20 protein-coding genes and 2 tRNA genes are annotated in these 25,030 nt (G+C 50.3%); 3 read left to right on the forward strand and 19 right to left on the reverse strand.

The features are described from left to right. Positions 1-36: 36 nt before the first annotated feature. The 16 genes from AYJ59_RS09455 to AYJ59_RS13130 all read right to left on the reverse strand — a co-directional run bounded on the left by AYJ59_RS09455 (position 37) and on the right by AYJ59_RS13130 (position 19,468). Positions 37-978 (reverse strand): alpha-E domain-containing protein, encoded by a 942-nt coding sequence (locus AYJ59_RS09455; protein WP_029937609.1) that lies wholly within the window; start codon positions 976-978, stop codon positions 37-39. Further along, positions 979-2,430 (reverse strand): circularly permuted type 2 ATP-grasp protein, encoded by a 1,452-nt coding sequence (locus tag AYJ59_RS09460; RefSeq protein WP_127119970.1) that lies wholly within the window; start codon positions 2,428-2,430, stop codon positions 979-981. A 135-nt stretch (positions 2,431-2,565) separates the two neighbouring features. After that, positions 2,566-4,332 (reverse strand): sugar phosphorylase, encoded by a 1,767-nt coding sequence (locus AYJ59_RS09465; RefSeq protein ID WP_127119971.1) that lies wholly within the window; start codon positions 4,330-4,332, stop codon positions 2,566-2,568. 44 nt (positions 4,333-4,376) lie between these two features. Then, positions 4,377-5,588: a glycosyl transferase gene (locus AYJ59_RS09470; protein WP_029937606.1), complete on the reverse strand. Its 1,212-nt coding sequence runs from the start codon at positions 5,586-5,588 to the stop codon at positions 4,377-4,379. Next, positions 5,585-6,397, reverse strand: coding sequence for an HAD-IIB family hydrolase (locus AYJ59_RS09475; RefSeq protein ID WP_127119972.1), 813 nt, complete (start codon positions 6,395-6,397; stop codon positions 5,585-5,587). The genes AYJ59_RS09470 and AYJ59_RS09475 overlap by 4 nt, the downstream gene beginning before the upstream one ends. 15 nt (positions 6,398-6,412) lie before the next feature. Next, entirely contained in the window at positions 6,413-7,279 is an 867-nt protein-coding gene (locus tag AYJ59_RS09480; protein WP_127119973.1) for a hypothetical protein, read from the reverse strand. A 175-nt stretch (positions 7,280-7,454) separates the two neighbouring features. Beyond that, a complete protein-coding gene (locus tag AYJ59_RS09485) occupies positions 7,455-8,714 on the reverse strand; it encodes a sensor domain-containing phosphodiesterase (protein ID WP_081836777.1) in 1,260 nt (419 codons plus the stop codon). A 33-nt stretch (positions 8,715-8,747) separates the two neighbouring features. After that, positions 8,748-9,413, reverse strand: coding sequence for an ANTAR domain-containing response regulator (locus AYJ59_RS09490; RefSeq protein ID WP_164730763.1), 666 nt, complete (start codon positions 9,411-9,413; stop codon positions 8,748-8,750). Between the two features lie 258 nt (positions 9,414-9,671). Next, positions 9,672-12,278, reverse strand: a complete 2,607-nt coding sequence (locus tag AYJ59_RS09495) for a hypothetical protein (RefSeq protein ID WP_127119975.1) — start codon at positions 12,276-12,278, stop codon at positions 9,672-9,674. Positions 12,279-12,541: 263 nt separating this feature from the next. Continuing rightward, positions 12,542-12,618 (reverse strand) — tRNA-Arg (locus AYJ59_RS09500). 125 nt (positions 12,619-12,743) lie between these two features. Further along, positions 12,744-12,834: transfer RNA gene (locus tag AYJ59_RS09505), tRNA-Ser, on the reverse strand. Positions 12,835-13,072: 238 nt separating this feature from the next. Continuing rightward, positions 13,073-14,359, reverse strand: a complete 1,287-nt coding sequence (gene serS / locus AYJ59_RS09510) for a serine--tRNA ligase (protein WP_127119976.1) — start codon at positions 14,357-14,359, stop codon at positions 13,073-13,075. A gap of 79 nt (positions 14,360-14,438) precedes the next feature. Continuing rightward, positions 14,439-14,837, reverse strand: coding sequence for a fluoride efflux transporter CrcB (gene crcB / locus AYJ59_RS09515; protein ID WP_127120429.1), 399 nt, complete (start codon positions 14,835-14,837; stop codon positions 14,439-14,441). Then, positions 14,837-16,174 (reverse strand): replication-associated recombination protein A, encoded by a 1,338-nt coding sequence (locus AYJ59_RS09520; protein ID WP_127119977.1) that lies wholly within the window; start codon positions 16,172-16,174, stop codon positions 14,837-14,839. Before AYJ59_RS09520 ends, crcB begins: the two co-directional genes overlap by 1 nt. Before the next feature lie 15 nt (positions 16,175-16,189). Continuing rightward, positions 16,190-16,858 carry an outer membrane lipoprotein chaperone LolA gene (lolA, locus tag AYJ59_RS09525; RefSeq protein ID WP_237260318.1) on the reverse strand — a complete coding sequence of 223 codons (669 nt, stop codon included), beginning with the start codon at positions 16,856-16,858 and terminating at the stop codon, positions 16,190-16,192. Between the two features lie 108 nt (positions 16,859-16,966). Then, positions 16,967-19,468, reverse strand: coding sequence for a DNA translocase FtsK (locus tag AYJ59_RS13130; protein ID WP_206197873.1), 2,502 nt, complete (start codon positions 19,466-19,468; stop codon positions 16,967-16,969). Between the two features lie 342 nt (positions 19,469-19,810). Here AYJ59_RS13130 and trxB point away from each other — a divergent pair, with 342 nt between their 5' ends. Both trxB and AYJ59_RS09540 read left to right on the forward strand, forming a co-directional pair. Then, positions 19,811-20,767, forward strand: coding sequence for a thioredoxin-disulfide reductase (trxB, locus tag AYJ59_RS09535; RefSeq protein ID WP_127119978.1), 957 nt, complete (start codon positions 19,811-19,813; stop codon positions 20,765-20,767). Positions 20,768-20,844: 77 nt separating this feature from the next. Further along, a complete protein-coding gene (locus tag AYJ59_RS09540) occupies positions 20,845-21,552 on the forward strand; it encodes an FKBP-type peptidyl-prolyl cis-trans isomerase (RefSeq protein WP_127119979.1) in 708 nt (235 codons plus the stop codon). A 164-nt stretch (positions 21,553-21,716) separates the two neighbouring features. Here AYJ59_RS09540 and AYJ59_RS09545 read toward each other — a convergent pair whose 3' ends face one another. Then, the gene (locus AYJ59_RS09545; RefSeq protein WP_127119980.1) at positions 21,717-22,031 is read right to left on the reverse strand and encodes a Nif3-like dinuclear metal center hexameric protein; all 315 of its coding nucleotides are present in this window, start codon (positions 22,029-22,031) and stop codon (positions 21,717-21,719) included. Positions 22,032-22,095: 64 nt separating this feature from the next. On the opposite strand from AYJ59_RS09545, the gene AYJ59_RS09550 reads away from it, so the two are divergent. Further along, complete coding sequence (locus AYJ59_RS09550; protein ID WP_029937592.1) at positions 22,096-22,380, forward strand: hypothetical protein; 285 nt, start codon at positions 22,096-22,098, stop codon at positions 22,378-22,380. 76 nt (positions 22,381-22,456) lie between these two features. Here the strand turns inward: AYJ59_RS09550 and AYJ59_RS09555 are convergent, their stop codons facing one another. Together AYJ59_RS09555 and AYJ59_RS09560 are read right to left on the reverse strand one after the other, a co-directional pair. Further along, the gene (locus AYJ59_RS09555; protein ID WP_029937591.1) at positions 22,457-23,689 is read right to left on the reverse strand and encodes a methyl-accepting chemotaxis protein; all 1,233 of its coding nucleotides are present in this window, start codon (positions 23,687-23,689) and stop codon (positions 22,457-22,459) included. A 189-nt stretch (positions 23,690-23,878) separates the two neighbouring features. Next, complete coding sequence (locus tag AYJ59_RS09560; RefSeq protein WP_029937590.1) at positions 23,879-25,012, reverse strand: protein-glutamate methylesterase/protein-glutamine glutaminase; 1,134 nt, start codon at positions 25,010-25,012, stop codon at positions 23,879-23,881. Positions 25,013-25,030: the final 18 nt, after the last annotated feature.

A 25,030-nucleotide genomic window follows, 5' to 3' on the forward strand; every position in this document is an offset into this window, starting at 1 on the left:
TAAATTGCTTCCAAATCCTTATCGGGGCGCACGATTCTAAGCGACTTCTTTAGGGTTGAACCAAATCTCATAGAACTTCGTGTGAATGGACGAAAGCTTCAATTGTACTGCATCCAGATAATCGTGTAAGGCCATCGAACCGACTTCAAAGGATTCGTTTTCACGAGTAAAGGCTTCCAGCGCTTCCAAGTCCGCAATCAAGCCGTCGGTGTTCGGCAGCTTGTCGACAATGCCTTTAACCATGTCGATGCAATAGTTCACCGAACGGGCGAACTCCGGGTCGTGAATCAAAAAGTCCACCACCTGCTGACCCCGAATATCGACTTGCACCTTTTGACGATACATGAAATAAGCGCTGACCGATTTCAACAGGTTCGCCCACAGAATGCTGTCGTAAGGTTGCTCTTCGGTTTCGTCGCTGGCCTGCGCCACGAAAAACCCGCCGACATCCAGCATCCGCGTGGTCATGTCCGCCCGTTCAATGCCCATACCCAGTTTCAGGAATCGGTAGGTGGTGTTCTGACTCATGGTGCTGGACATCATGCCCGACCAGGCCTGGCAGGCTTTGATGATTTTAGCCAACAGTTGATTACGCTTACTGCGGGACTGAAAATCTTCCTGATTTTCCTTCACCATCAAATAAAGTTCATTGATGTGAATCCACGCTTCACGCGGCAAAATGTCACGGGTGGTGCGCATATTCTCCCGCGCCCACCAGAGCGATGAAATCAACGAGGTCGGATTATTCCGGTCGCTGAGCAGCATGGTCATGCAATTTTTTTCGTTACGTCCGTCGTAATTTTCTTCAAAATAGGCTTCGTTGCTGGTGATCTGCACCAGCGTGTACCAGTTCAACTTCACAGCTTTGGGCAAGTCGAACATCAATTGGGAATGGACTCGCGCTAGGCGCGCGGTGTTTTCGACACGCTCAATGTAACGCGCCGACCAATAAACTCTTTCCGCTACTCTCGACAACATTTAGCCTTCCTCCGATTTGACAATCCAGGTGTCTTTACTGCCGCCACCTTGGGAAGAATTCACCACCAACGACCCTTTGGTCAACGCCACACGCGTCAAGCCACCGGCCGTCACATAACTTTTCTGTCCTTGCAAGATGAACGGTCGTAAATCGACATGACGCGGTTCCACCGCATCGTCGCACAAGGTCGGTACCGTCGACAGACTCAAGGTCGGCTGAGCGATGTAATTGCGCGGATTTTCCTGAATCAGTTGGCGGAATTGTTCGATTTCTTCTTCCGACGCTTTCGGCCCAATCAACAACCCGTAACCGCCGGATTCGTTGGCCGGTTTGACCACCAACTCATTCAAGTGCTCCAGCACATATTGTCTGTCTTTTTCCACACTGCACAGATAGCTGGGAACGTTCTGCACCAGCGGTTCCTCGTCCAGATAGAAGCGGATGATGTCCGGCACGTAGGAATACACCACCTTGTCGTCCGCCACGCCGCAACCCGGTGCATTGGCGATGGCCACGTTTCCGGCTTTCCAGGCGCGCATCAAACCGCGCACGCCCAAAGCGGAATCTTCACGGAACACTTCCGGGTCGAGGAAGGCGTCGTCGATACGGCGATAAATCACATCGACTTTTTTCAAGCCGTCGATGTTTTTCATGTAAACACAGTCGTCTTCCAACACCACCAAATCGCTGCCTTCCACCAGCTCCGCGCCCATTTCGTGGGCCAGATACGCGTGTTCGTAATAAGCGGAATTGAAAATGCCCGGCGTCAGCACCACCACTTCCGGAATCGGCGATTGGTTCGGCGACAGCGAACTCAACATCGACAACAGATTGGTCGGATAGTGGTCAATCGGCATGATGTTGATGTCATGAAAGACTTCCGGCATCACCTGCTTCATCACTGCGCGGTTTTCCAGCATGTAAGACACGCCGGACGGCACCCGCAAGTTATCTTCCAACACATAAATGGTGCCGTCGCCACCGCGCACCAGATCGGAGCCGCAAATACTGGCCCAGGCGCCATGTTTGAGCTTCATGCCTTTGCACTCCGGGCGGTAATCCTTAGAGGACAACACCACTTCTTCCGGCACGATGCCCGCTTTAATGATGCGTTGGTCGTTATACAGGTCTTCGATGAACATATTCAAGGCAGTCAAACGTTGCTTCAACCCCTTGGAAACCGTTTCCCATTCATCGGCATCGATGATGCGCGGGAAGACGTCAAACGGCCAAAGGCGGTCGATATTGCCCTTGTCGCTGTACACGGTGAAGGAAATGCCCATTTCCGCAATGGTGGTGTTGGCGTTGCTCTGCAACTCCACAAAATCCTTGATACTGTAATCCTGCAACTGGTCGATGAACTGACGGGCGCAAGCGCGCGGGGTATCCGGCGCTTCCATGGTCTCATCGTAGAAACTGTTGATCGGGTAGTTCAAAAGCGGTTTATTCATCTGTTCTATCCACCTTCTTCATTTAAATGCGAGTCGTTTAAGTGCAACTTCGTTTGACGCCGTCAAACAATGAAAACGCCCAGGCCTGGTCAAAAACCACATTCCGGCCAGGCCTGGCGAGTTTCTCTAATCGGCCTAATCGGTATAAGGTGCCCACAAGGCCGAGACATCGTCCACCGTTTCCGGCATCAACCACACCGACTGATACGGCTGTAAAACGTATTTGGTCTCGGCATTGGACACCCCGCCGTTATCGAGGAGATTCACCCAATAGGAAAAACGTTCCATGCCCTCGATTTCACTGAGGTTAATCAATTTGATGTCGTTGGTCAGGTTGTGAATCGCCAACAAAGGGAAGCGCAAATCTTCGGCATCCCGCCATAGTGCGAAAAAGTCGCTGCCCAAATTCAAAACCTTCTGCGGTGTGTCCGGGTGGAACGCCTTGTGTTTTTTACGGCGTTGCAGGATATTGGTAATCCGTTTCAAGACCTCCGCGTTCGAGGTTCGCCCGCTGTCCACCAGCGCCAGCAAATATTCGTAATCCCAGCGACGACGGTTGATGGAACGCGTCCGCCCGGTTTGCTCCACGCCTTGCAAATCGTTCGGCGTCGCCACCAGACTGTGAATGTAAAAGGCCGGAATACCTTGCAACGTCATCATAATGTTCTGGGAACAGATGAAGCGATCCACCTGCCATTGGTCCGGCCCGTTGGAGTGATAAGTCTCCCGACAGGCACTGAACAAGGCGATATTGATTTCATAAGGGCTTTCCGAACCGTCCGGATTGGACTTGGTGGTTACGAAACCGCCTAAACGGTGCATACTGGTGATTAAATCCTCCACCTCACGCTCGGGCAGAATGCCTTCCACCGGACGCACCCCAATGCCGTCGTGCGAAGCGGTGAAATTCAGGAAAGTACAGCCTTCCGGAGGCGGTTCCAACGACATGGCCCAATCGGTCAGATAATTCCCTTCGCCGCGGTGCAAAGCATGTAACACCAACGGTGCCAACGCAAACTGATACACCATGTGCGCCTCGTCCTGATGGCCGAAATACGACAGGTTTTCGGCATGCGGCACATTGGTCTCGGTCAACAAAATGCTTTCCGGTTTGACGAAACTCATCACATCCCGGAACAATTTCACCATCTCATGGGTTTGCGGCAAGTGAATACACTTGGTCCCCAGTTCCTTCCACAAAAACGCGATGGCATCGAGCCGGATAATGCGTGCGCCCTTTTGCAAATACAACAGCAGCACTTCCAACATCTTGATCAAAACATCCGGATTCTTGAAGTTCAAATCAATCTGATCGGCACTGAAGGTCGCCCACACCAGCGTTCGCCCATGGTGGGTATAAGCCGGCACCAACAACGGCGTGTTTCTCGGACGCGTGACCTGAGACACATCCTCGTCACCTTTCATTTCAATGAAGAATTTGTTGTACGGTGGGTTATCCGCCTTGTAATGAGTGAACCAAAGGCTTTCACGCGAAATATGGTTGACGACGAAATCAAACATCAGATGATAGTCTTCACCGATTTTTTCAACATCCGGCCAATCGCCTAAATCGGGATTGACCTGTTGATAATCGATGACCGAAAAACCATCGTCGGAGCTGTATGGAAAAAACGGCAGGATATGCACGTTATTGATGGCTTTCTTGACATGGGTTTTCAGGAAATCATGCAGAGTTTCCAACGGTTTTTCGCCATCACGCAAGAAGGTATCGCCATAAGTGATAAGCAACACATCTTCCTGCGACCAGCGCGAGTCTTTGAAATCGCCGTCTGCCGAATCCGCCAACAACGCACTGACACGCTCGAAAGTTTCCTGCCCGACGGTATCGCCGTAACAGAATACCAATCGGTCTTTTATCTGATTCAGAATCGCTTGTTTCATCGTTTTGCCTTTTGTTTGCCTGTGCTAGGCTTATTCAGTGTCGACTATTTATTGTCCTCTTCGACCGCCTCGTAAATGTTCTCCAGAATATCCGGGCAGGCACTCATCACCCGGTTCCAGTTTGGCATGAACGGAATTTCACTCGGCGATTCGATAAAGGCCTTACCGGCATCGAGAATGTTCTGCGCGAAGAGTTCGATGACCTGTTCTTCACTGTGCAAGTCGATTTTCAAACCGTTCATTTCCGCATCGAACGCATAGGATTCAAGCTGATCCAGCGCCGTACGGTAATACTTGGCTCGGATGGTACGCAAGGTACTTTGCGAGAATTGGTGTCCGCGCACCGCCAGTTTTCGGAACAACGACTTGGCGATGTCCTGACTCATGCGCGACAGACCTTTTTGCTTGTCCTCAAACGAAACGTCCTGGTGCTTATGGTCATAGACGTCGGCGATGTCGACCTGACACACGCGACGGTTGGAATAGTTCTTCAAAACCTCGGACATCACACCGATTTCCAGCCCCCAATCGGAAGGAATACGAATTTCTTTCAAACACTGCACATCCATCGCGAACTCACCCGCCAACGGATAACGGAAACTGTCCAAATACGTCAGCAAGTCGTCATTCCCCAACACGCCTTTCAAGGCACGCAGCAACGGCGTCACCAACAAGCGAGAGGCCCGTCCGTTCAACTTGCCTTCCGAGTAACGCGGGTAATAGCCTTTGGAGAACACGAAGTTGAAGGTCGGATGTGCTACCGGATAAATCAATCGTGCCAGCAAACTGCGGTCATAGGTGACGACATCGCAATCGTGCAACGCCACCGCTTCGGCCTTGCCGGAGGCTAGAATGTACCCGAAGCAGTTCCAGACATTACTGCCTTTGCCGCGCTCGCGGGGAGCCAAATCTTTTTCTTTCAATTTATTGGTAATGACCTGCATGCGCGGGCCGTCGTTCCAGATGATTTTGGCATCCTGCGGCAAACCGGAGAAATATTCCTTGGCGTATTCAAATTGTTTTTCATCCGCCCGGTCCAAACCAATGACGATTTGGTTCAGATACGGCACCTTCTTCAGCTCTTCAACAATGTTGCCCAGAGCCGGGCCTTCCAGCTCGCTGAACAAAGACGGCAGAATCAGCCCTAACGGTTTTTTGTTGCCGTGACGGCACAGCTCCGCTTCCATGTCATCAACCGGACGATCCGTGATGTTGTGGAACGTCGTAACGGTTCCGTTTTGAAAGAAATCACTCATACACTCCCCCTTGAGCTTTTGGTTAATTCGTTTTCGGGCTTCGCCAAAACGGCTTCCACCGCTTCAATCCAGCCATGCGGCGCTTCCGCATCGGTGTAAATCGCACTCGGTATTTCAATGCCTTTTCCGGCCGGGTTGGAAATCACAATCGGAATATCCGCGTAATTCAACATGGCGATGTCGTTGTCGCTGTCGCCCAACGCCATCACCACACAATCCCGCCCGCAGGAAAAATATTCTTTGTTCACTAAAAAATGCATGGCATCCGCCTTATCATGTTTACCCATCACATGATAAAAACGCCCCCCTTTTTTCAACGTTAGATGTTCTTCGGCAAGCGCATCTTTAAAGCGTTGCAGGTTCTCGTCCGAATCCTGCCAGAGAATCGGTTCGGTGACTTCTCGCTCAGTAGCCAACAGGGCTTCTTTATGATGCAAGCCGGTATGGTTCATGACTTGAGACAGCGTCCAATCGCCAAAACCTTCAAATTGCCAATCGTGACGCTTGCGCAGATGTTTGATATAAGAACGAATGTCTTTGTAAGGATGGCCGATCAACACCTTTTCCGCAGCTTGCGACGAAGTGGCCGGCACGGTCATGACACCGCCGTTTTCGGCAATGACCGGCGTGTCCAGTTTCAGTTTGGATTTCCACTCTTCCAGTTCGGACAAGGTCTTGCTGGAATTGAGCACCACCGGAATGCCCAACCGCTTCAAGCGCTCGAACATCGGTAGCACCACCTCGTAATCGTAGGTGTTATGGTTGAGCAGCGTTCCGTCCAGATCCGTAAAGATGATCAGCTTCGACACACCTTTCCCCTTCAATCAGTTTTGTTTGCCAGGCGCTTTTTTCACCCAATGGGAATAAAACGCCAGTGACAGAATAATCAATGCGATACCGATAATCAGATACAGCGCATGCAGCATCAAGGTCGGATCGTTCAACGCGATTTTAAACACCACCATCAAGGCTTCGATGGACAGTGCGATGATAATCGCAATCAGAAATTTCGAGAGCAACCGGGATTCGTCCTTCTTGTCCGAATAGGCTTTAAAGAACACCTCCCGTTCCAACAGGGTCTTAGCCAAATCGAAAATCGCCAACCCCATCGTTAAAGCGACAATCGGTTTGAACACACTTTCCAGCGTATAGGTGTCGGGATGACGCCATTGCAGGAAGTAGTCATAAAAAGCATAACCGATTGACATGATTGAGAAAAACATTAATGACAGACCAATGGCCAAATAAAAGCTCTTGGTCACTTTATTGAAGACCGGGTGCAGCTCCAGCAAACCGAGGCGCATCAATAAAGACACGACATTGAAATCGAAAAAGAAGAACCGGCCATTGGCACTGACAATCACCGTGACGCAGGATTCCCCTGTCGCCGAACTGATATAAGGCGACGTCACCGACACGCCTTGTTCTTCATGATCGACATGCGACACCAGATAGGAACGGTTTTTACCGATGGCCGCATCGCTTTGTTTGTTTTTGTAAATATTCGGAGAGGTCTGAATGTATTCGGAGTCGGCAATGTAAATCAATTCCAGACACGAGAAAATCGTGTAGAATTGCTGCGCCCCTTTTGTTTCCAAGCTCATTAACTGCGCGTTGTTACAAATGGTCTCCACCAGAAACTTCTCGATTTCCGGTTTGTGCTCATTGTATAAGCTAATAAACTCTTGCATTGCATCACCTCTTACTTATATAAGTAAATAGCGACATACAAGCCAAAATAAATTTTCTATTCGGTATCAATAACTTAATTTTTACAGCCTTCCATCAACCGTAAATATGCACCAATTTGAACCAAAAACACGCTAAAAAAGAAAGAGACTCGCCAAAGAAGAAATAAGGCGGCGGTTACACGGAAATCTGGACCGACTCCATGGATTTGTCATGATAGACCACATCGAAACAGGCGACAAATTCGCCTTCATCCAATGTAATCTGTTTGGAAATGGTAAAACACAATTGCATATCGATTAACGAGCGATATGGCTGAGACACATACACCCGCCCCGGCGTTTGAAAAGCCTTCACAAAGTAACGGCGATTCTTCCAGCACAGGCCTTTGCCTTTTTTCAAGACTTCGACTCGATCACTGACATCCGGCGAGTTGCACTCGTCACTGACCTGAAACCCTTCCTGATCCAAAATGAAATAACGTTTCACGAACGACAAATCCATGACCTTTTTCACCATCTCACCTTCCAGTGAGCGGAAACTGTTAATGTCATCGACGCGTTCGAACAAGGTTTCATAGCCACGACGTTGAATATTCTTAATGAACTGCTGTTCTTGAATGTACAGCGGGTATTCGTCAATCACTTCCTTAATGCAGGCCTGGCCCTTTTTGACCTGATCCAGTAACTGTCTCGGGCGGGCAAAATAAAAACCCTGCACCAAGTCCACGCCCACATCCATCGCCAGCAGCGCTTGCTCTTTGGTTTCAATCCCCTCTAACAAGCACACACTGCCGGCTTCTTTAATCAGACGCGTCAGATTCTTCAAAATACTTTGGCTGCGCAGGCTTTTCGACGCTTCCAGCAGCACGCCGCGATCCAGCTTCACAATGTCCGGTTGCGCCTTCCAGATACGGTCCACATTGGAATGCCCCGCCCCGAAATCGTCCAGCGCAATCAAGCAGCCCAAACGACGTAAAGTGGCAATAATTTCTTCAAACAGCTTCTCGTCGGTGATTTCGCTTTCCACCACCTCGATGACGATTTCATGCCCCTTGACACGCAAATCTTTCAAAACCTGCTCGATACAGATTTCGCTCAAGTCGTTAACGCCTTCAAAATCCAGGTTCAAAAACAACCAACTGTCCGGCAAACGCGATTGCTGCCAGTTCTCGACATGCAGACGATTCAAGGCATGACTGAATTTAGCTTGCGCCATGTCTTCCGGGACAGCCAGACATTCATCCACAGGAATCTGAAACCCGGTCTCGACCGAACGACCGCGCACCAAGGCTTCGACACCAATACATGCCTGATTGGAAAAACTGTAAATCGGCTGAAAGACCGAAAACAGCTTTTTGTCTTCCAGCTTCAATGTTTTGCTTCCGGCAACCGGCTCTCGGCTCTGCATATGAAAATTAGTGTTATTCGCTGTCATTTAAATCGTTCAACTTCTAATCCGACGCTCAGCTCAATCCTGCCCCATCGCCACCGGACGCATTCCATCATCGCCAGACGCCATAAAATGACCGCCTGCGGCATAGTCGGAAGCCGCCATGGATGAAGGCGCCAAGCCATCACACACCTCTTGCGCCACATCCGTCAAGCGGCGCCCTTGGTTCATCGCTTTCTTGCGCATGTAATGATATGCATCATCCTCGGTCATTTTTTTCGCTTGAATCAACAGGCCTTTTGCCTTTTCAATCAAGGCGCGCTTGGCCAGCTTATCTTTCAATTGCGCCAGCTCCTTCTTCAAAGACTTACGCTCGTTGAAACGCGCCAAGGCCACGTCCACAATTGGCTGAATGCGACTGATGCTTTTATCATCCACAATGTACGACACCACACCGGCTTCCACCGATTTGGCGATGACACGCGAATCGCGCTCGTTACTGAAACAAATGATTGGAATTTCGATGGCGCCGCAAATGTCCGCAAAGGCTTCAAAGAAACGTTCGGTCGGAAACTTACACTCCAACACCAATAAACCGTAGTCGTCTGACGATAGTTTGGACAACAAGTCCTCCGAAACGGACATTACATCAACGTAATTCGCCCCGGATTGACTCAAGCCAGATTTCAATGTTCCAGCATTGTCAACGTCGTCACTGACCAATAACACTTTAAGATCTGCCAAAATCGCCCCTCCTATAATCAAACCAAATTCAAACTGGTAAAACATATGCCATACCAAAAAAAATTAGTTTTATTAAATCATAATGTTATAGGAATCGTTTTTTACTGGGAGGTAAAAAAAATCACAATATGAACCGACTTGGTGCAGGAAACGTTTCATTTATTACCAGAACGCTTGGTTTTAACAGCGGCGCCAACATGATTGTTTTATTGAAAGGAGAGCCACCATCAAAACACGATGTCACAACCGAACGAAAGATTAATACTTTTTAGAGAAAACCACTTGATAACCTTTGGCTGTCGTCCAGTTCCAGTCCCGCATCTTCAAGTTTTTGACAGCATCGACTTCGGCCGCGTCCACTGACTGGCCAAAGCCCATACCATAGCGCTGGTAAGGGGTTCCCTTAGAATCTTCTCCACCATAGACAACCACCACCATCGCGCCCACTTGCCCCTCTTTATTACGCCAACAAGACGGCACCTCCGAGTAATGGTCGGGCAGTTTTTTCCGCACGTCTTTATCGGCCTGCAACGGGGAAATGGTTCGCCCATAGTGATAATAGTAAGCTTCATCACTCGGGGTATTGGTGCTATTTCGGTTGGCCACCGCGCACATGGCCGCACCGCCATCACCGCGACGCACGGAAGACTCCGAATCCGCGCCCGATGCCTCAGGAGCTTTATCCACTCCCGCTCCATTCTTACCGGCTTGGGATACGTCAACCGGCTGATTAAGGCTTTCCGTTTTCGCTTTTGCCTGTTCAATCGCTTCTTTTGTGGACAAGCGTGAGTTGGATTTCGGCTGTGGCGCTTTGGCTTTGGCAACCGTCGTGGTGTCCAAACTGCGATTCGGGAGCTTCACCGGCACCACCACCGGAATGGTTTGGGTATAGACCGGTTTTTGATTATCAAAATACGCTTTATTGCGGGCTTGCACTTCGGCGATTTGCGCTTTTACGGAATCTTTTGATCTTTGTACAGCCAGATCCATTTCCGCCCGTTCCTTGCGACGATAAGCCTCATCCCTTGCAAAGGATTGGTTCATCTTGGTGATAAGTTGGTTCATGGCCATTTGTTGTTTGGCTTCTTTAAGTCGCCCGCGCCAAGTATAAATTTCGCGAGTCTTTTTCTGAGCCTGAGCATAATAAGTGTCATTCAACCTATCCAGCGTATCGGATATCTGCTTGGAACGCGCGTTAAGCGCCGCCGTCAGCTCCTCCATTCGCGCCTTATCCGGCTGACACACACTGTTATTAACATTTTTGTTTTGCGTAAAACGCTGAACGGTCTGTTTGAAGTCTTTTTCGAATTGAACGCTATCGTCCCACACCGTACTCTTGAATAAAGCGGACGGCGAATAATCGCTCTTGATATTCTCGACGGCCCAACCCATATTGTCCCAAATATCCACATTTCTTTCGTAGCTATCCAGCTTTTCCTCCAGCCCCATCGAACCTTGCAAAGCACTTTCCGCACTTTGGACAGCCTGAACCATCTTACGACAGGCCAACTGGTCTTGTTTCGTTTCCGCAAACCCGGCCAACTGCACGGACGTCGAATCCTTGCCGGTCGATAACGCCTGCATAGTCTCTTTGGTTGAAAAAGGCTTCTCAATCATAAAGGCATCCACGGACCACTTATAATAGCCCCTTTCCAGATCCCGCGTTCCGCTCAACAAATAGGTCGAGCGCTTATTCGCATCCGTCCAGACATTAATCAAAAACTGGTCATTGGGCATTTGCGTCAAAACCGTTAACGGAAACACCGGAGATTTCGCATCGCAACGCCCCGTCAACACCGCCACGCCTTTGGTTTTCCCCATACAAGCCGCATTTTCCGGTTGGTTAATCGTCGCAATCATTTTTTGATACGACGGCAACGTCAGCACCGGTGTGTTCCGATTGTAGGATTGTAAATAAGTCGTCTCGGTGATTAAGTCACGCACAAACGGAGACTCCCAAGAGTAATATTTCCGATTTGGATCACGCTTAGTCGTCCGCCCCGATAAGTCATACCGCCCCAAATAAGCCGGTTTAGGCGGGGTAATCAATAAATTACGAGGATAAATCTGCTTCGCTTTTAACGCCTTGGCCAAAGATTCCTCACGAATATAGCTCGAACGTTTCGGGTCATCCGGAAAGGCTTTCACAAGCACCTGAGGTTTTGGCAAAACAAATTCGTATTGCGGGAGCATAGAGCCATAATAGGGCTTCTGCCCTGTTTCTTTTTCGATAAAGGGCAGTCTTCTTTGAGTGTAATATTTATAACTCGAAGCGTTACTGCGCTTCATTAAACTTGAATAGCGCCAGGAGTAACGATAAACATGGTACTCCCGACTGACCAGGCGCCCTTTCGTGTCATACTGCTCAACAAACCCCTCTCGCAACGTCCCCAGGTTGGCAGGACTGCTTCCAAAAACCTTACCTTCATAGAAACGCGCCCAAAAAGACCCTGTAATCACCGTTTTTCGACCACTCTTTTGTTGAATCGTCAATCGCCCAAGATACGGCATCGGGTCGTTTCGTTTATGCCAGCGCCATAAATACCCTTCAAAACGCTGTTTATACAAGGTTCCCCTCTCCAAACCTAAAGACACCATGCCACGCGTATCAACCACGGTCGTTGTTCCCGGAGACGTCAGCAACAAATCAAAATCGTTCTTTTCCGTCACCTTCAACAAACCGCCACCTTCGTTTTCATATTGGCTCAGCGGCACGCCATTCAGAGGGGCATAAAACGGATCAGTATGGGCGTTAGACTTGGACGCTTTAGCCGAAGTTTCAGACGGTTTGGTCTCGGATGGTGAGTTACAGGCGGCAAGTACAACAGCAATAAATGGAAATAGAATCTTGGAGAAGCGCAACATAGTGAACCTTTAACAAGGGTTTTTATATACAGGGTTAAAAGCCTAACAACCTCCTACCCAAGCGTCAAGACTTCCTCAAGAGTTTAGCGAGATAATAAATTATTTGGAAATACAACTAATTAGAAGACCGACAGCAAGGCCTAAACAACAAAGCACTCAAGCCTACTGAAACAAAAATGATTGAATCAAAACAGACATCCCTTTTTCGGGAAGCAGAAAACAAAAAAGGCCTGTCATGAAACCATGACAAGCCTTTGGAATAATGGCGCGCCCGAAGGGAGTCGAACCCCTAACCGCTCGGTTCGTAGCCGAGTACTCTATCCAGTTGAGCTACGGGCGCATATCGAAATGAAGTGCGTATTCTAGGGAGTTAAGAGCATCTTGTCAAGCCATTTTCAGCGCTTTTAATGCCTTTTCCCATCGCAATTTTAAAAGCTGTCAAATAACACAACTTTTGAAATTAAATGGCGGTGGACTAGGGATTCGAACCCCAGGTAGGCTACTAACCTACAACGGTTTTCAAGACCGCCGCCTTCAACCACTCAGCCAGTCCACCAAATCAGGTGCGTATTATAGAGGGATGCCGGATAATTGCAAGCGTTTCCGGCGTTTTTTACCCTTTTTTTACAAAACTTTTTCGGCGGCCAAAGCTTCGCCCTTTTACCGCTCTCGCCAAACACACAGCGAATGCGGCCGAACCTTTTCAAACCCCAGAAATCCGTCTTTTGGCTCATATAAAAAAACCACCAGGCCTGGTGGTTTTCGATATAGACGATGAAAGCGCCGATTCGGGCTTATAAACGCTCTGCGCCACCCAAATACGGACGCAAGGCTTCCGGCACGGTAACGGAACCGTCTTCGTTTTGATAGTTCTCCAACACTGCGACCAACGTGCGCCCGACGGCCAAACCGGAGCCGTTCAGCGTGTGCACCAATTGCGGTTTGTCTTGTCCGGTACGGAAACGCGCTTTCAAGCGACGTGCCTGAAAATCCTCAAAGTTGGAACAGGAGGAAATTTCACGATACGCCTGTTGCCCCGGTAACCAGACCTCCAAGTCGTAGGTTTTGGCGGATGAAAAACCGATATCGCCGGTACACAATGCCATGACACGATACGGCAGTTCAAGCTTTTGCAGAATCAATTCCGCTTGCTGTGTCAGACCTTCCAATGCGTCGTAGGATTGCTCCGGGTGGACGATTTGCACCATCTCCACTTTTTCGAACTGGTGCTGGCGAATCAAGCCTTTGGTATCGCGCCCGTAAGAACCGGCTTCGGAACGGAAACACGGCGTATGCGCGGTCATCTTCAACGGCAATTGCGCTTCGTCGATGATTTCATCACGGAATAAATTGGTCACCGGCACTTCGGCGGTCGGAATCAAATACAAATCACGATCCGAAGTGTCGTGTTCTTCGTGTTTATCGATTTTATAGGAATCGGCTTCGAACTTCGGCAATTGGCCGGTGCCGTACAAACTGTCCTGATTCACCAGAAACGGCACATAAACTTCTTCGTAACCGGCTTCGGCATGGGTATCGAGCATGAACTGGGTCAAGGCACGTTGCAGTTTCGCCATTGGCCCTTTCAACACCGAGAAACGTGATGAGGTGATTTTCACGGCCGCTTCGTTATCGTACCAGCCGCGCGCTTCGGCCAAATCGACGTGGTCTTTGATCTCGAATGTAAATTCACGCGGCTGCCCCCAACGACGCAGTTCCACATTATCGTCTTCGGACGCACCGACCGGCGTAGAGTCATGCGGTAGATTCGGAATGCCGCCGTAGATATTTTCCAATTCGGCTTGAATGGCGTCGGATGCGGTTTTCGCTTCTTCCAACTGTTCGCCGAGATTCGCCACTTCATCCAATAACGGCTGAATATCTTCTCCGGCCGCTTTGGCTTTACCGATGCCTTTCGATCGACTGTTACGCTCGGCCTGTAAGTCCTGGGTTTTCACCTGCAGTTCTTTACGCTGCGCTTCCAGCGCCTCGATGCGCGCCACATCGACGTCGAAGCCGCGCGTTTTCAATTTTTCGGCGACCGCTTGCAAATCGGTTCTCAGCAATTTTGAATCTAACATGAAAAAATCTCTAACAAATTAATTAAAAGTGAATAACGTGTTGTGCTATTAAATCGTGGACACAGAATAGGTGACTATTTTACGGACTGAAAAAATGTTTGCCAGCTAAAATCCCGAGCCACACGGCGACCAAACCGGACAAAACGCTCACCACGATATTGATCATGGCTTTGGTCACGTCGCCGGTTTGCAGAAACGAATAGGTTTCGAACGAAAACGTCGAAAACGTCGTGAAGGCCCCGAGGAATCCGACAATCAAAAAGGAGCGCATTTCCACCGACAACTGCACCTTGTCGATCATCAGAATCGTCAACAGCCCGATAATAAACGCCCCCAACACATTGACCGTCAAGGTGCCCCAGGCGAAATCCCGCCCCAACCAGGTATACATCTGGTTGGACACCAAAAACCGCGCCATGGCGCCTAAGGAACCGCCCAACCCGACGGCGACCAACTGCCAGATATGAAACGAGTGAATCAAGACTCTCTCCTTTTGATTGGGGATTGCGCGTCCATTTGTCTGAGGCGCTGCATCTTATCGGCGATTTTGATTTCCAGGCCACGGTTGACCGGTTGATAATAATCGCGCTCCAGCATTTCTTCCGGAAAATAACTTTCACCGGCGGCGTAGGCCTCGGGTTCGTCATGCGCATAACGATAACCCTCGCCGTAGCCCATGTTCTGCATCAGCTTGGTCGGCGCATTGCGCAAATGCAGCGGCACGTCGTAGGAACCGTGTTCCTTGATATCTTTCAAAGCCGCTTTATAGCCCATGTACACCGCATTGGATTTCGGAGCCACCGCCAGATAAACCGCCGCCTGCGCCAGTGCCAAATCGCCTTCCGGCGAACCAAGTCGCTCATAGGCTTCCGTCGCATTGACCGTGACTTCCAAGGCGCGCACATCGGCATTACCGATGTCTTCACTGGCCATGCGAATCAAACGGCGTGATAAATAACGTGCATCCACGCCGCCGTCCAACATGCGCGTCAGCCAATACAAGGCGGCGTTCGGATCGGAACCGCGCACGGACTTATGCAAGGCGGAAATCTGATCGTAAAAAGCTTCTCCGCCTTTATCAAAACGTCGCACGCCGCCCAGCACCACCTCACGGCAATTGGCTTCGGTCAAAACCACCAGGCCTGGTGAATTCTCTTCCTCACGGAACTCGGCAAAATCCACCGCCTGTTCCAACAAGTTCAGCAAGCGCCGCGCGTCGCCGTCGGAAAACTGAATCAGCGATTGCTTGGCCGCGTCTTCCAACACCAGTGTTTGCGCCATTTCATCGCTCATCAAGCGGACGGCGCGGTCCAAGACTTCCGCCAAATCTTCGTCGTCCAACGAGCGCAATACATACACCCGCGCCCGCGACAACAAGGCATTATTCAATTCAAACGACGGGTTCTCGGTGGTGGCGCCGATGAACACGAAAGTGCCGTCTTCCACAAAGGGTAAAAAGGCGTCCTGCTGGGCCTTGTTGAAACGATGCACCTCGTCCACGAACAGCAACGAACCTTCCTGAAACTGGGAACGATGTAATTTGGCCTGCTCGACAGCGGCCCGCACTTCCTTAACCCCGTCCAACACCGCAGACAAGCTTAAAAACTGCAAACCGGACTGCTTGGCAATCAACCGTGCCAAAGTGGTTTTTCCGGTGCCCGGCGGCCCCCAGAAAATCATCGAATGCATGCGGCCGGATTCAAACATTTTCGATAAGGCGCGCCCCGGCCCCAGCAAGTGTGTCTGCCCGACAAATTCGTCCAGCGCCTGCGGTCGCAAGCGGTCCGAAAGCGGTTGGTAAACGTGGGTTTCCATCGTTTTATCTGGCCTTTATCGCACCGGCTGACCGATGACGTCCACCCCTTTCGGCGGCGTAAACTGGAAATCCGAGGTGTTCACCGACTGGTTTTGACGGATGTTGTTGAACTTCACCTTGGTGATGTTGTCCACGGATTGGTACATCCAAATCTGCGTCATCTTGCCGTCGGCAATCGCCACGTCCAGACTTTGGAAAAAGGTGCCGTCTTTCGGCGTCAGGTTGAACCAGCTTTCCCCGTTGCGCACGTCTCCGGGAATGATATTGAAACGTTCCGACAACGGTTCTTTATACAGCAACCAACTCAACGGAAAATCCGCTTCCACCGAGCTGAGCGGGCGCACGGTGGCTTGATCCAGCTCGACGTCGTACACCCAGACATTTCGGCCATCGGAAATGATTTTCTGCGGGTCCGGCTTTTCATACACCCACAACAGTTGCCCCGGGCGTTGCATGACGAAATACCCTTTGGAACGGTTCATTTCAAACAGGTTTTCTTCCGGTTGAGTTTGTTCGAAGCTGGCGCTGAAGGTTTCCAGATTCGAAACGAAACGGTTCAAGTCCGCCACTTGAGCTTTGGCCGCCAGGGCCATTTGCATCGGCCACATCAATAGGAGACCGATGAAAAACGACGCCACACCTGAGCGGCGCTTCAATGGATTACACTGCATATTCGACTGCATAAGCGATTCAATATTCCTACAAAAGTTCTCAAAACACCACCTGCGGAAATCACACCCTAAAGGGTATAAGGCCTGGCGGTTTTCAAGAAAGTTACGATTCGTTAAAGATTAATCCTGCGGTTTGGGCGCCAACACATCGCGGTTACCGTTGGCTTTCATCGGCGACACCACGCCGGCGGATTCCATCGCCTCGACAATACGTGCCGCACGGTTATAACCGATTTTAAACTGACGCTGCACCAAGGACACCGACACCCGCTGGTTTTCCAATACAAACGCCACCACTTGGTCGTAAAGTAAATCTTGTTCGGCATCTTCCGCCAAACTGTCATTCTTTTCACCCGAATTGGCCTGAGTCACGCTTTCCAAGTATTGCGGCTCGCCTTGCGATTTGACGAACTCCGCCACCTTATGGACTTCTTCATCCGTCATAAACGCGCCGTGCACCCGTTTCGGGCTGCCGGTGCCCGGCGGCATGAACAGCATATCCCCCATGCCCAGCAACTGCTCGGCGCCGCCTTGATCCAGAATGGTACGCGAGTCGATTTTGGTGTTGACCATAAAGGAAATCCGCGTCGGGATGTTGGCTTTGATCAAACCGGTGATGACGTTGACCGACGGCCGCTGTGTCGCCAAAATCAAGTGAATCCCGGCGGCACGCGCTTTCTGGGCGATACGAGCAATCAACTGCTCGACTTCTTTACCGACCACCATAATCATATCGGCGAACTCGTCCACCACCACAACAATGTAGGGTAACGGTTCCAAAGTCGGTGGCGGCTCGCTCATTTCGTGTCCAAAATTGGCCGGTTGCTGATACAGCGGGTCGATAATGGGTTCGCCCTTTTCAATTGCGCCTTTGACTTTGGCATTGTACCCGGCGATATTGCGCACCCCGAGCTTCGCCATCAATTGATAACGGCGGTCCATTTCATACACGCTCCAACGCAAGGCATTAGCCGCTTCGGACATATCCGTGACCACCGGCGTCAACAAATGCGGAATGTCTTCGTACACCGACAATTCCAACATTTTCGGATCGACCATAATCAAGCGCACTTCTTCCGGCGTGCTCTTATACAACATACTCAAAATCATGCTGTTCACACCGACCGATTTACCGGAACCGGTGGTTCCCGCCACCAGCAAATGCGGCATTTTGGAGATATCCGCCACCACGGCTTTACCGGCAATGTCTTTGCCCAGCGCCACGGTCAGCGGCGATTTGGAGTTTTGGAATTCATCGGACGAAATCACTTCGCGGAAGCTTACGACCTCACGTTCATCGTTTGGAATTTCGATTCCCACCACGGATTTACCCGGAATGATGTCGACTACACGCACAGACTTGACCGACAAAACCCGCGCCAAATCCTTGGCGAGATTATTGATTTGGCTGACCTTGACCCCGGCCGCCGGCAAGACTTCAAAGCGCGTGACCACCGGCCCCGGCTGCACCGCTTCGACTTTTACTTTGACGCCAAACTCTTCCAGACGTTTTTCCAATAACAACGACAAGGTGGTCAGCTCGTCTTCGGAAAAGCCTTCATCATATTCCGGCACCGGATTCAGCAGTTCCACACTCGGCAACTCGCCGGAACGAACCGCCGGCACCGTACTGTTGGAAATGGCTTTCTTGCCGACTTTGACCGACGACGATTCTTCCGAAGACGACGACTCGTCCAACTTATCCATATCAATCGTGGGTTCGACACGTGGCATTTCAGCACCGTCGTCTTTGCTTTCCAGCATCTGTTTGCTTTTCGACTTGACCTTTTCCGCCAGAGCCTCGACCACTTTGGACTTTTTCTTGACCGGTTCCAGCGCGGTTTTGTCGGCATGTTTGCCCGCTTGGTTTGGCGGTGTCAAAATCGCCGGTGCACGGGTTTCCGTTGAATCCGCCACCAAGGCATCATCCTGCCTGGCCTGGCGTTTTTCCTGATAGTCGGAACGCAGAGCGTCGAGTTGCAGTTTTAATTTATCCAACAGCTTCCAGACCATGACGCCGGTGTAATCGATAATGGTGATCCAGGAAAAGCTGGTCAACATGCTGAAGGCAATCGCAAACATCACCAACAGCACCAGGGTCGCCCCCAATAAATCGATGCCGTCCACCAAAAAGGCGCTGAACTCATAACCGAGCACACCGCCGCCGGAATACGGCAGTTGAATCACGGCATTCTGCGGTTCGAGATACAAGGCCGCCAACCCGGCGCCGGACACGATCAACAGCGCCAGCCCCAACATACTCAGGGCGAAATGCACGTAATCCATTTCTGAGCCGGCACGGATTTTCAGGGTCACCATACCGGCGAACAGCAATCCAAACGGAATCAGAAAACCGAAAATGCCGAACAGATACAAGATAAGCGAGGAAATCCAAGCCCCAGTGCGGCCACCGTAGTTTTCCGCCATTTGACCTTCATTGACGGTATCGAAGCCCGGATCGCTCGGATGATAGCTGAACAAGACGATAAACAGGAAAAACGCCAAACCGATGCAGGCCAGCAAAATCGCGTCTTTCACGACCCAGTGCACACGGCGGCCGGAAACGTCGGCGTCTTGCACGTCGTCCACCAGGTCCGCTGATTTCGGTTGTTTAAATCCCATCGATTACTGTTTCATCCTATTCAAGGGTTATCGGATTCTTTTATCGAATTTAAAGAAATTTCTATCAAAATACAATTCGCCGCAAACACAGTCATACTCACTCAATGCTGCCGTTTTTTCCGCAAATATAATTATGCAAAGCCAGTTGAAAAGCTGCTAGAATTCTAGCATATTTCAGAAGCCGTCGTTAATTCTATTCCGCTCTCGACACGGCCTCGTCAGGCCTGGCGAATTCGGTGTCTTTAACGACAAACGAAACCTTCTGCCTGATTCAAGCACCCGTCCGGCGGAGCGATGTATCGCCCACCTCGGACAGAGACAAATAAGAAAGGAAAGGATGTTATGTCAAAGCATTGCAAACTATTGATTCTCGGCTCCGGCCCAGCCGGTTACACCGCCGCCGTTTATGCCGCCCGCGCAAACCTAGAACCGGTCATGGTGACCGGGATGCAGCAAGGCGGTCAATTGACCACCACCACGGAAGTGGACAACTGGCCAGGCGACGTGGAAGGATTGACCGGCCCGGACTTGATGGTGCGCATGCAAAAACACGCCGAGCGTTTCGGCACCGAAATTATTTTCGACCACATCCACACCGCTGAATTACAGCAACGCCCATTCAAACTAATTGGTGACAGCGGCGAGTACACCTGCGATGCGCTGATTATCGCGACCGGCGCTTCCGCCAAATACTTGGGACTGGAATCCGAAGAAGCCTTTAAAGGCAAAGGCGTTTCCGCTTGCGCAACTTGTGATGGTTTCTTTTACCGCAACCAAAAAGTCGCCGTCATCGGCGGCGGCAACACCGCCGTGGAAGAAGCCTTGTATCTGTCCAACATCGCCGCGGAAGTCACCATTGTGCACCGTCGCGACAGCTTCAGTTCGGAAAAAATTCTGGCCGACCAACTGAAAGAAAAAGCCGAAAACGGCAACATCAAGATTGAATACAACAGCACGTTGGAAGAAGTGCTGGGCGACAACATGGGCGTGACCGGATTGCGTTTGAAAAACACGCAAAGCGGCGACACCAAGGAAATCGACGTCGCAGGTGTCTTCATCGCCATCGGCCACACCCCGAACACCGGCATTTTCGACGGCCAACTGGACATGGACCACGGCTACCTGAAAGTACAGAGCGGCTTGCAAGGCAACGCCACTCAAACCTCCATCCCGGGCATTTTCGCCGCCGGCGACGTCATGGACCAAGTCTACAAACAAGCCATCACCTCCGCTGGCGCGGGCTGTATGGCCGCTCTGGATGCAGAGAAATACCTGGATCATCTGGAATCTCAAAGCTAATCCAATCGAATAACAAAACCGACCAGGCCTGGTCGGTTTTGGCATTCGAACCCTTCCAATCATTATTCGAGACGTTTATGAAAAAACAATTACTCACCACGGCTCTGCTTGTGACGCTGTCCGGCGCCAGCGTCACCGCTCTGGCCGACGACACCAAGTTGAACTCCGTTGACAAAAAAGCCAGCTACGCCCTCGGCTCCGATCTGGCCAAAAACTTCCAGCAACAAGGCGTTGAAATCGACATTCCGGCATTGGTTCTGGGCATGCAGGACGTGATGGAAAACAAATCCTTACGCTTGACCGACGCCGAAATGCAGCAAGCGGTCAATGAAGTGAAAAAACAGGTCATGCAAAAGCAAGCCGAAGCCCGTAAAAAACTAGCGGAAGACAACGCTCAGAAAGGCGAGGCTTTTTTGGCGAAAAACAAAAAACGTGACAATGTGAAAGTCACCAAAAGCGGTTTGCAGTACCGCATTATCGAGCCGGGCAAAGGTGCAACGCCAAAAGAAGACGATGTCTTGACCGCCAACTACAAAGGCACCTTAATTGACGGTACCGAATTCGACAGTTCTTACAGCCGCGGCACGCCGATTGAATTCCAGATGGGCGATGTCATTCCGGGCTGGGGTGAAGCTTTGAAAATGATGAAGCCGGGCGCAAAATGGGAAATTTTCGTGCCACCGTCACTGGGCTACGGTTCCAAAGGTGCGGGTGACATCATCGGACCGAATGAGACGCTAATTTTCACCATCGAACTGATTAAAGCCGAAAAACCAGCCTCCTAAAACGAAAAAAGCCCGAACACGATCCCTGTGTCCGGGCTGTATTATCGGTTATCTAATACAAAGGGAGGATTAGTTGAAGTTTCAACTATTCCCAGTGTACCAGTTACATTATTTTTTTCTAATATAAAGTTTATCTATGTCGATAGATAAATTTTATCTTAAGCCTATAACCCCTCTACCAACGCCATCACATCGTAAGCGGGTTCTTCATAAGGGTGCGATTCTTTCAACGCTTTCAAAACCGTTTTAGCGCAGCTTTTTTCCATGACCATTTCCACCCGATACTCAGCCACGTTTTCCAGGGCTCCTTGCGTCCCCAAAAAAGGCTGACTGCCTGACAAAGGGCGAAACTGCCCCTCCCCTTTGACCTGCCAACAACACTGGTCATAATCCCCGATGCGTCCGGCCCCGGCTTCAAACACCGCCGCTTTGACCGTTTCCAAGTGTGTTTCCGGGACAAAAAAGCACAATTTATACATATTTCTCCTTAAACCGACTAGAATAATTGGGGTTTCAGAATCACCCAACTCAAGGTAGAGCAAGATGAAAAACATATTGATTACGTATTTTATAATACTGGCATTGGGATTCGCGTCGATGTTGACGCATAATCATTATCTGGCAAACATTGCTGGGTTCATTTCCGCCGTCGGCTTCATGGTCATTTTCTTCAAGGATCGACCGGACCCAAGTACATTGAGTGAAGCGGAAATCAAACAAGCCGCCAAAATGCGCACCTATTGGTATATCGTTTTCGCCACCGGTTTGGTTTTCAGTTTGATTTTCGGCAGCTTCTGGAATAGCGAAATGGGCAATATGGCGTCTTAATGACAACTTTACCCGCTTAAAAGCGCCCATAAAAAAAGCACCTTTCGGTGCTTTTTTTATGGCATCGATTTGACGCTTAGAACAAATCGATTTCACCCTCTTCCATTGACTCGGAAGAAACCCGTCGCATCCGCTTGGATTCAATCTCTTCACGTTCCTGGTGAATGGTGTTTCGGAACGCTTCCAAACGTTGCTTATGCTCCGCCACCGATTGCACCGGATCGTTTTTACTCTCTTCAATGAAGTGGTTGATTTTGTGAGAAAAGCCACTCAAATTCTCCAAATGGTTGAGCACCTGCTCGACCAACTGGCGGACAATGTCTTCGAACTGCAAAGAGCGCATGGCGTTCGACACACTGACTTCAATCTCGGAAATAATACCGGACACATCACCCAGCTTGTTGGAAATACCGCTGTTCATCGATTCGAGATCGGTGACCAACACCGTGACCTGATCCTGCGAAGAATTGGCTTCCTGCATGTCTTTTTCGGCGGTATCCATCACTCGACGACGGACTTGGTCAACGGTTTGTTTGGCTTTTTCCGCTTGCTTGCGAATTTGCTCGTTCAACTGGTTGGAGTTCAAAGACAACTTACGGACTTCATCCGCCACCACCGCGAAGCCGCGCCCGGCTTCCCCAGCGCGCGCCGCTTCAATCGCCGCATTCAAGGCCAACAAATTCGTCTGGTCAGCAATACCTTTCACATCTTCCAGCAGGGCGAAAATCGACTCGATCTGACTGACCATATCGTCGATTTTATCGACCGTTTCATTACTGCGCTGACTGGAGTTACGCAACAGAGTGATCAAAAACTCCAAGACATCTTTGATTTCGGCCGAGAATTTCTGAATACTCATGCCTTCACCACTGCCGCCCAGGTTATCCAGCAAAGACACCACCATTTTGTACTCTTCCTGAGTTTGGTTGTGCAGTCCCATAAAGCTTGAGTTCAGGGTTTCAATCGCTTCAGCCACCAATTCTTTGACCTGCAGCAATTCACCGCGGATCACTTCGACTTCCTGATCCACCACCGCATCGATATCATTCATGATGACCTGCAGTGAATCGTCAATCACCGTAGCATCAAAGTTAGCGGACTGGGAAGCTTCCATCGGCGCTGGCGCTTGAACAACCGCGGGGGTTGGAGCACCGCTTTCCCTGGCAACTTTTGCCACGGACAATGTCCAAATCAAGGAAACCAGAACAAGTGCAATGGCACCGATATGCGGAATGTCTATGAAGGTCAATACCACCCCTAACAGGGTTAAGAGCCAAGCAGGCCAGTATTGCTTAAAAGTATGCAACATGCGTTTTTCCTTAAATATTCCCGTAACGTTAACTCATGCAAAGCAGTTAATATGCCAGCACCAAGTGTTTTCTCGGCGGGAATGATAAATTCTTGATGGATAATTTTATATGAACAGAGGCAACGATTTTGGTTTCAGGCAAGTTTTCGATTTAAAAACAATAAGAAACGCCAGGCCTGGTCAATATTATTATTTTTTGACCAGTTCCAATATTTTTTCAGGCACCTTACCCAGCGGCAGCACATGATCCGCGGCGCCCAGCTTTACAGCTTCACCCGGCATCCCCCAAACAACACTGGTTTTTTCATCCTGTGCGATGGTCGGCACACCGATTTCCTGCAACTCCTTCATGCCTTTGGCACCGTCCGCGCCCATGCCGGTCAGCAACACACCCACGGCATTTTTGCCGACATTCTGCACCACGGTACGGAACATGACATCCACGGATGGCTTGTGACGATTGACCGGCGGACCGTCATTCAAGCGGCAAATATAGCCGCCCCCGGCTTTTTCCACCAATAAATGTTTATCGCCCGGCGCGATGTACACATGGCCCGGCAAAATCGGTTGACGGTCTTCGGCTTGCACCACCGTCATTTCGGAAACCGTATCCATGCGCTGCGCGAACGGCAAACTGAATGTCGCCGGGATATGTTGGGTAATCACAATGGCCGGCGTGTTAGCCGGTAAACGCATCAATACTTCTTTGATGGCTTCGGTGCCACCAGTGGAGGCCCCCAGTGCAATAATTTTGTCGGAAATTCGAGATGTGGCCGACGGACTTTTCTTTTGAACGATGACATCCGCCGAATATTTCTCCGCCACGCTTTTCGATGGGGCCGGACGAACAGACGGCAATACAATCGGTTTTTCTTTCAGGTTGGAGGCATAACGCGCATAGTGACGCTCCAATTGCCATCTCGACACCTTGGCCGCGGTTTTGACCTTGGTGCGGATTTCCACCGCATAATCTTCAAAGGTGTGCGCCAAATCGATTTTCGGCTTGGTCACGAAATCCACCGCCCCCAAATCCAAGGCCTCAAACGTAATGTCCGCGCCTTTTTCGGTCAGTGTGGACACCATCACCACCGGCAACGGGTGCAAACGCATCAAATTCTTCAGAAAGGTGACGCCATCCATTTTCGGCATCTCAACGTCCAAGGTCAGGACATCCGGGTGCAACTCCTTGACCTTTTCACGGGCATCGTAAGGATCGGAGGCCGTACCGACCACCTCAATCTCAGGGTCGGCGCCCAACATTTCTTGCAACATGGATCGGACCAATGCTGAATCATCGACGACGAGTACTTTTACCTTTGACATAGGGACACCTGGGCTGGC

This window comes from Thiomicrospira sp. S5 (assembly GCF_003991075.1).
GTDB classification, from domain to species: Bacteria; Pseudomonadota; Gammaproteobacteria; order Thiomicrospirales; family Thiomicrospiraceae; genus Hydrogenovibrio; species Hydrogenovibrio thermophilus.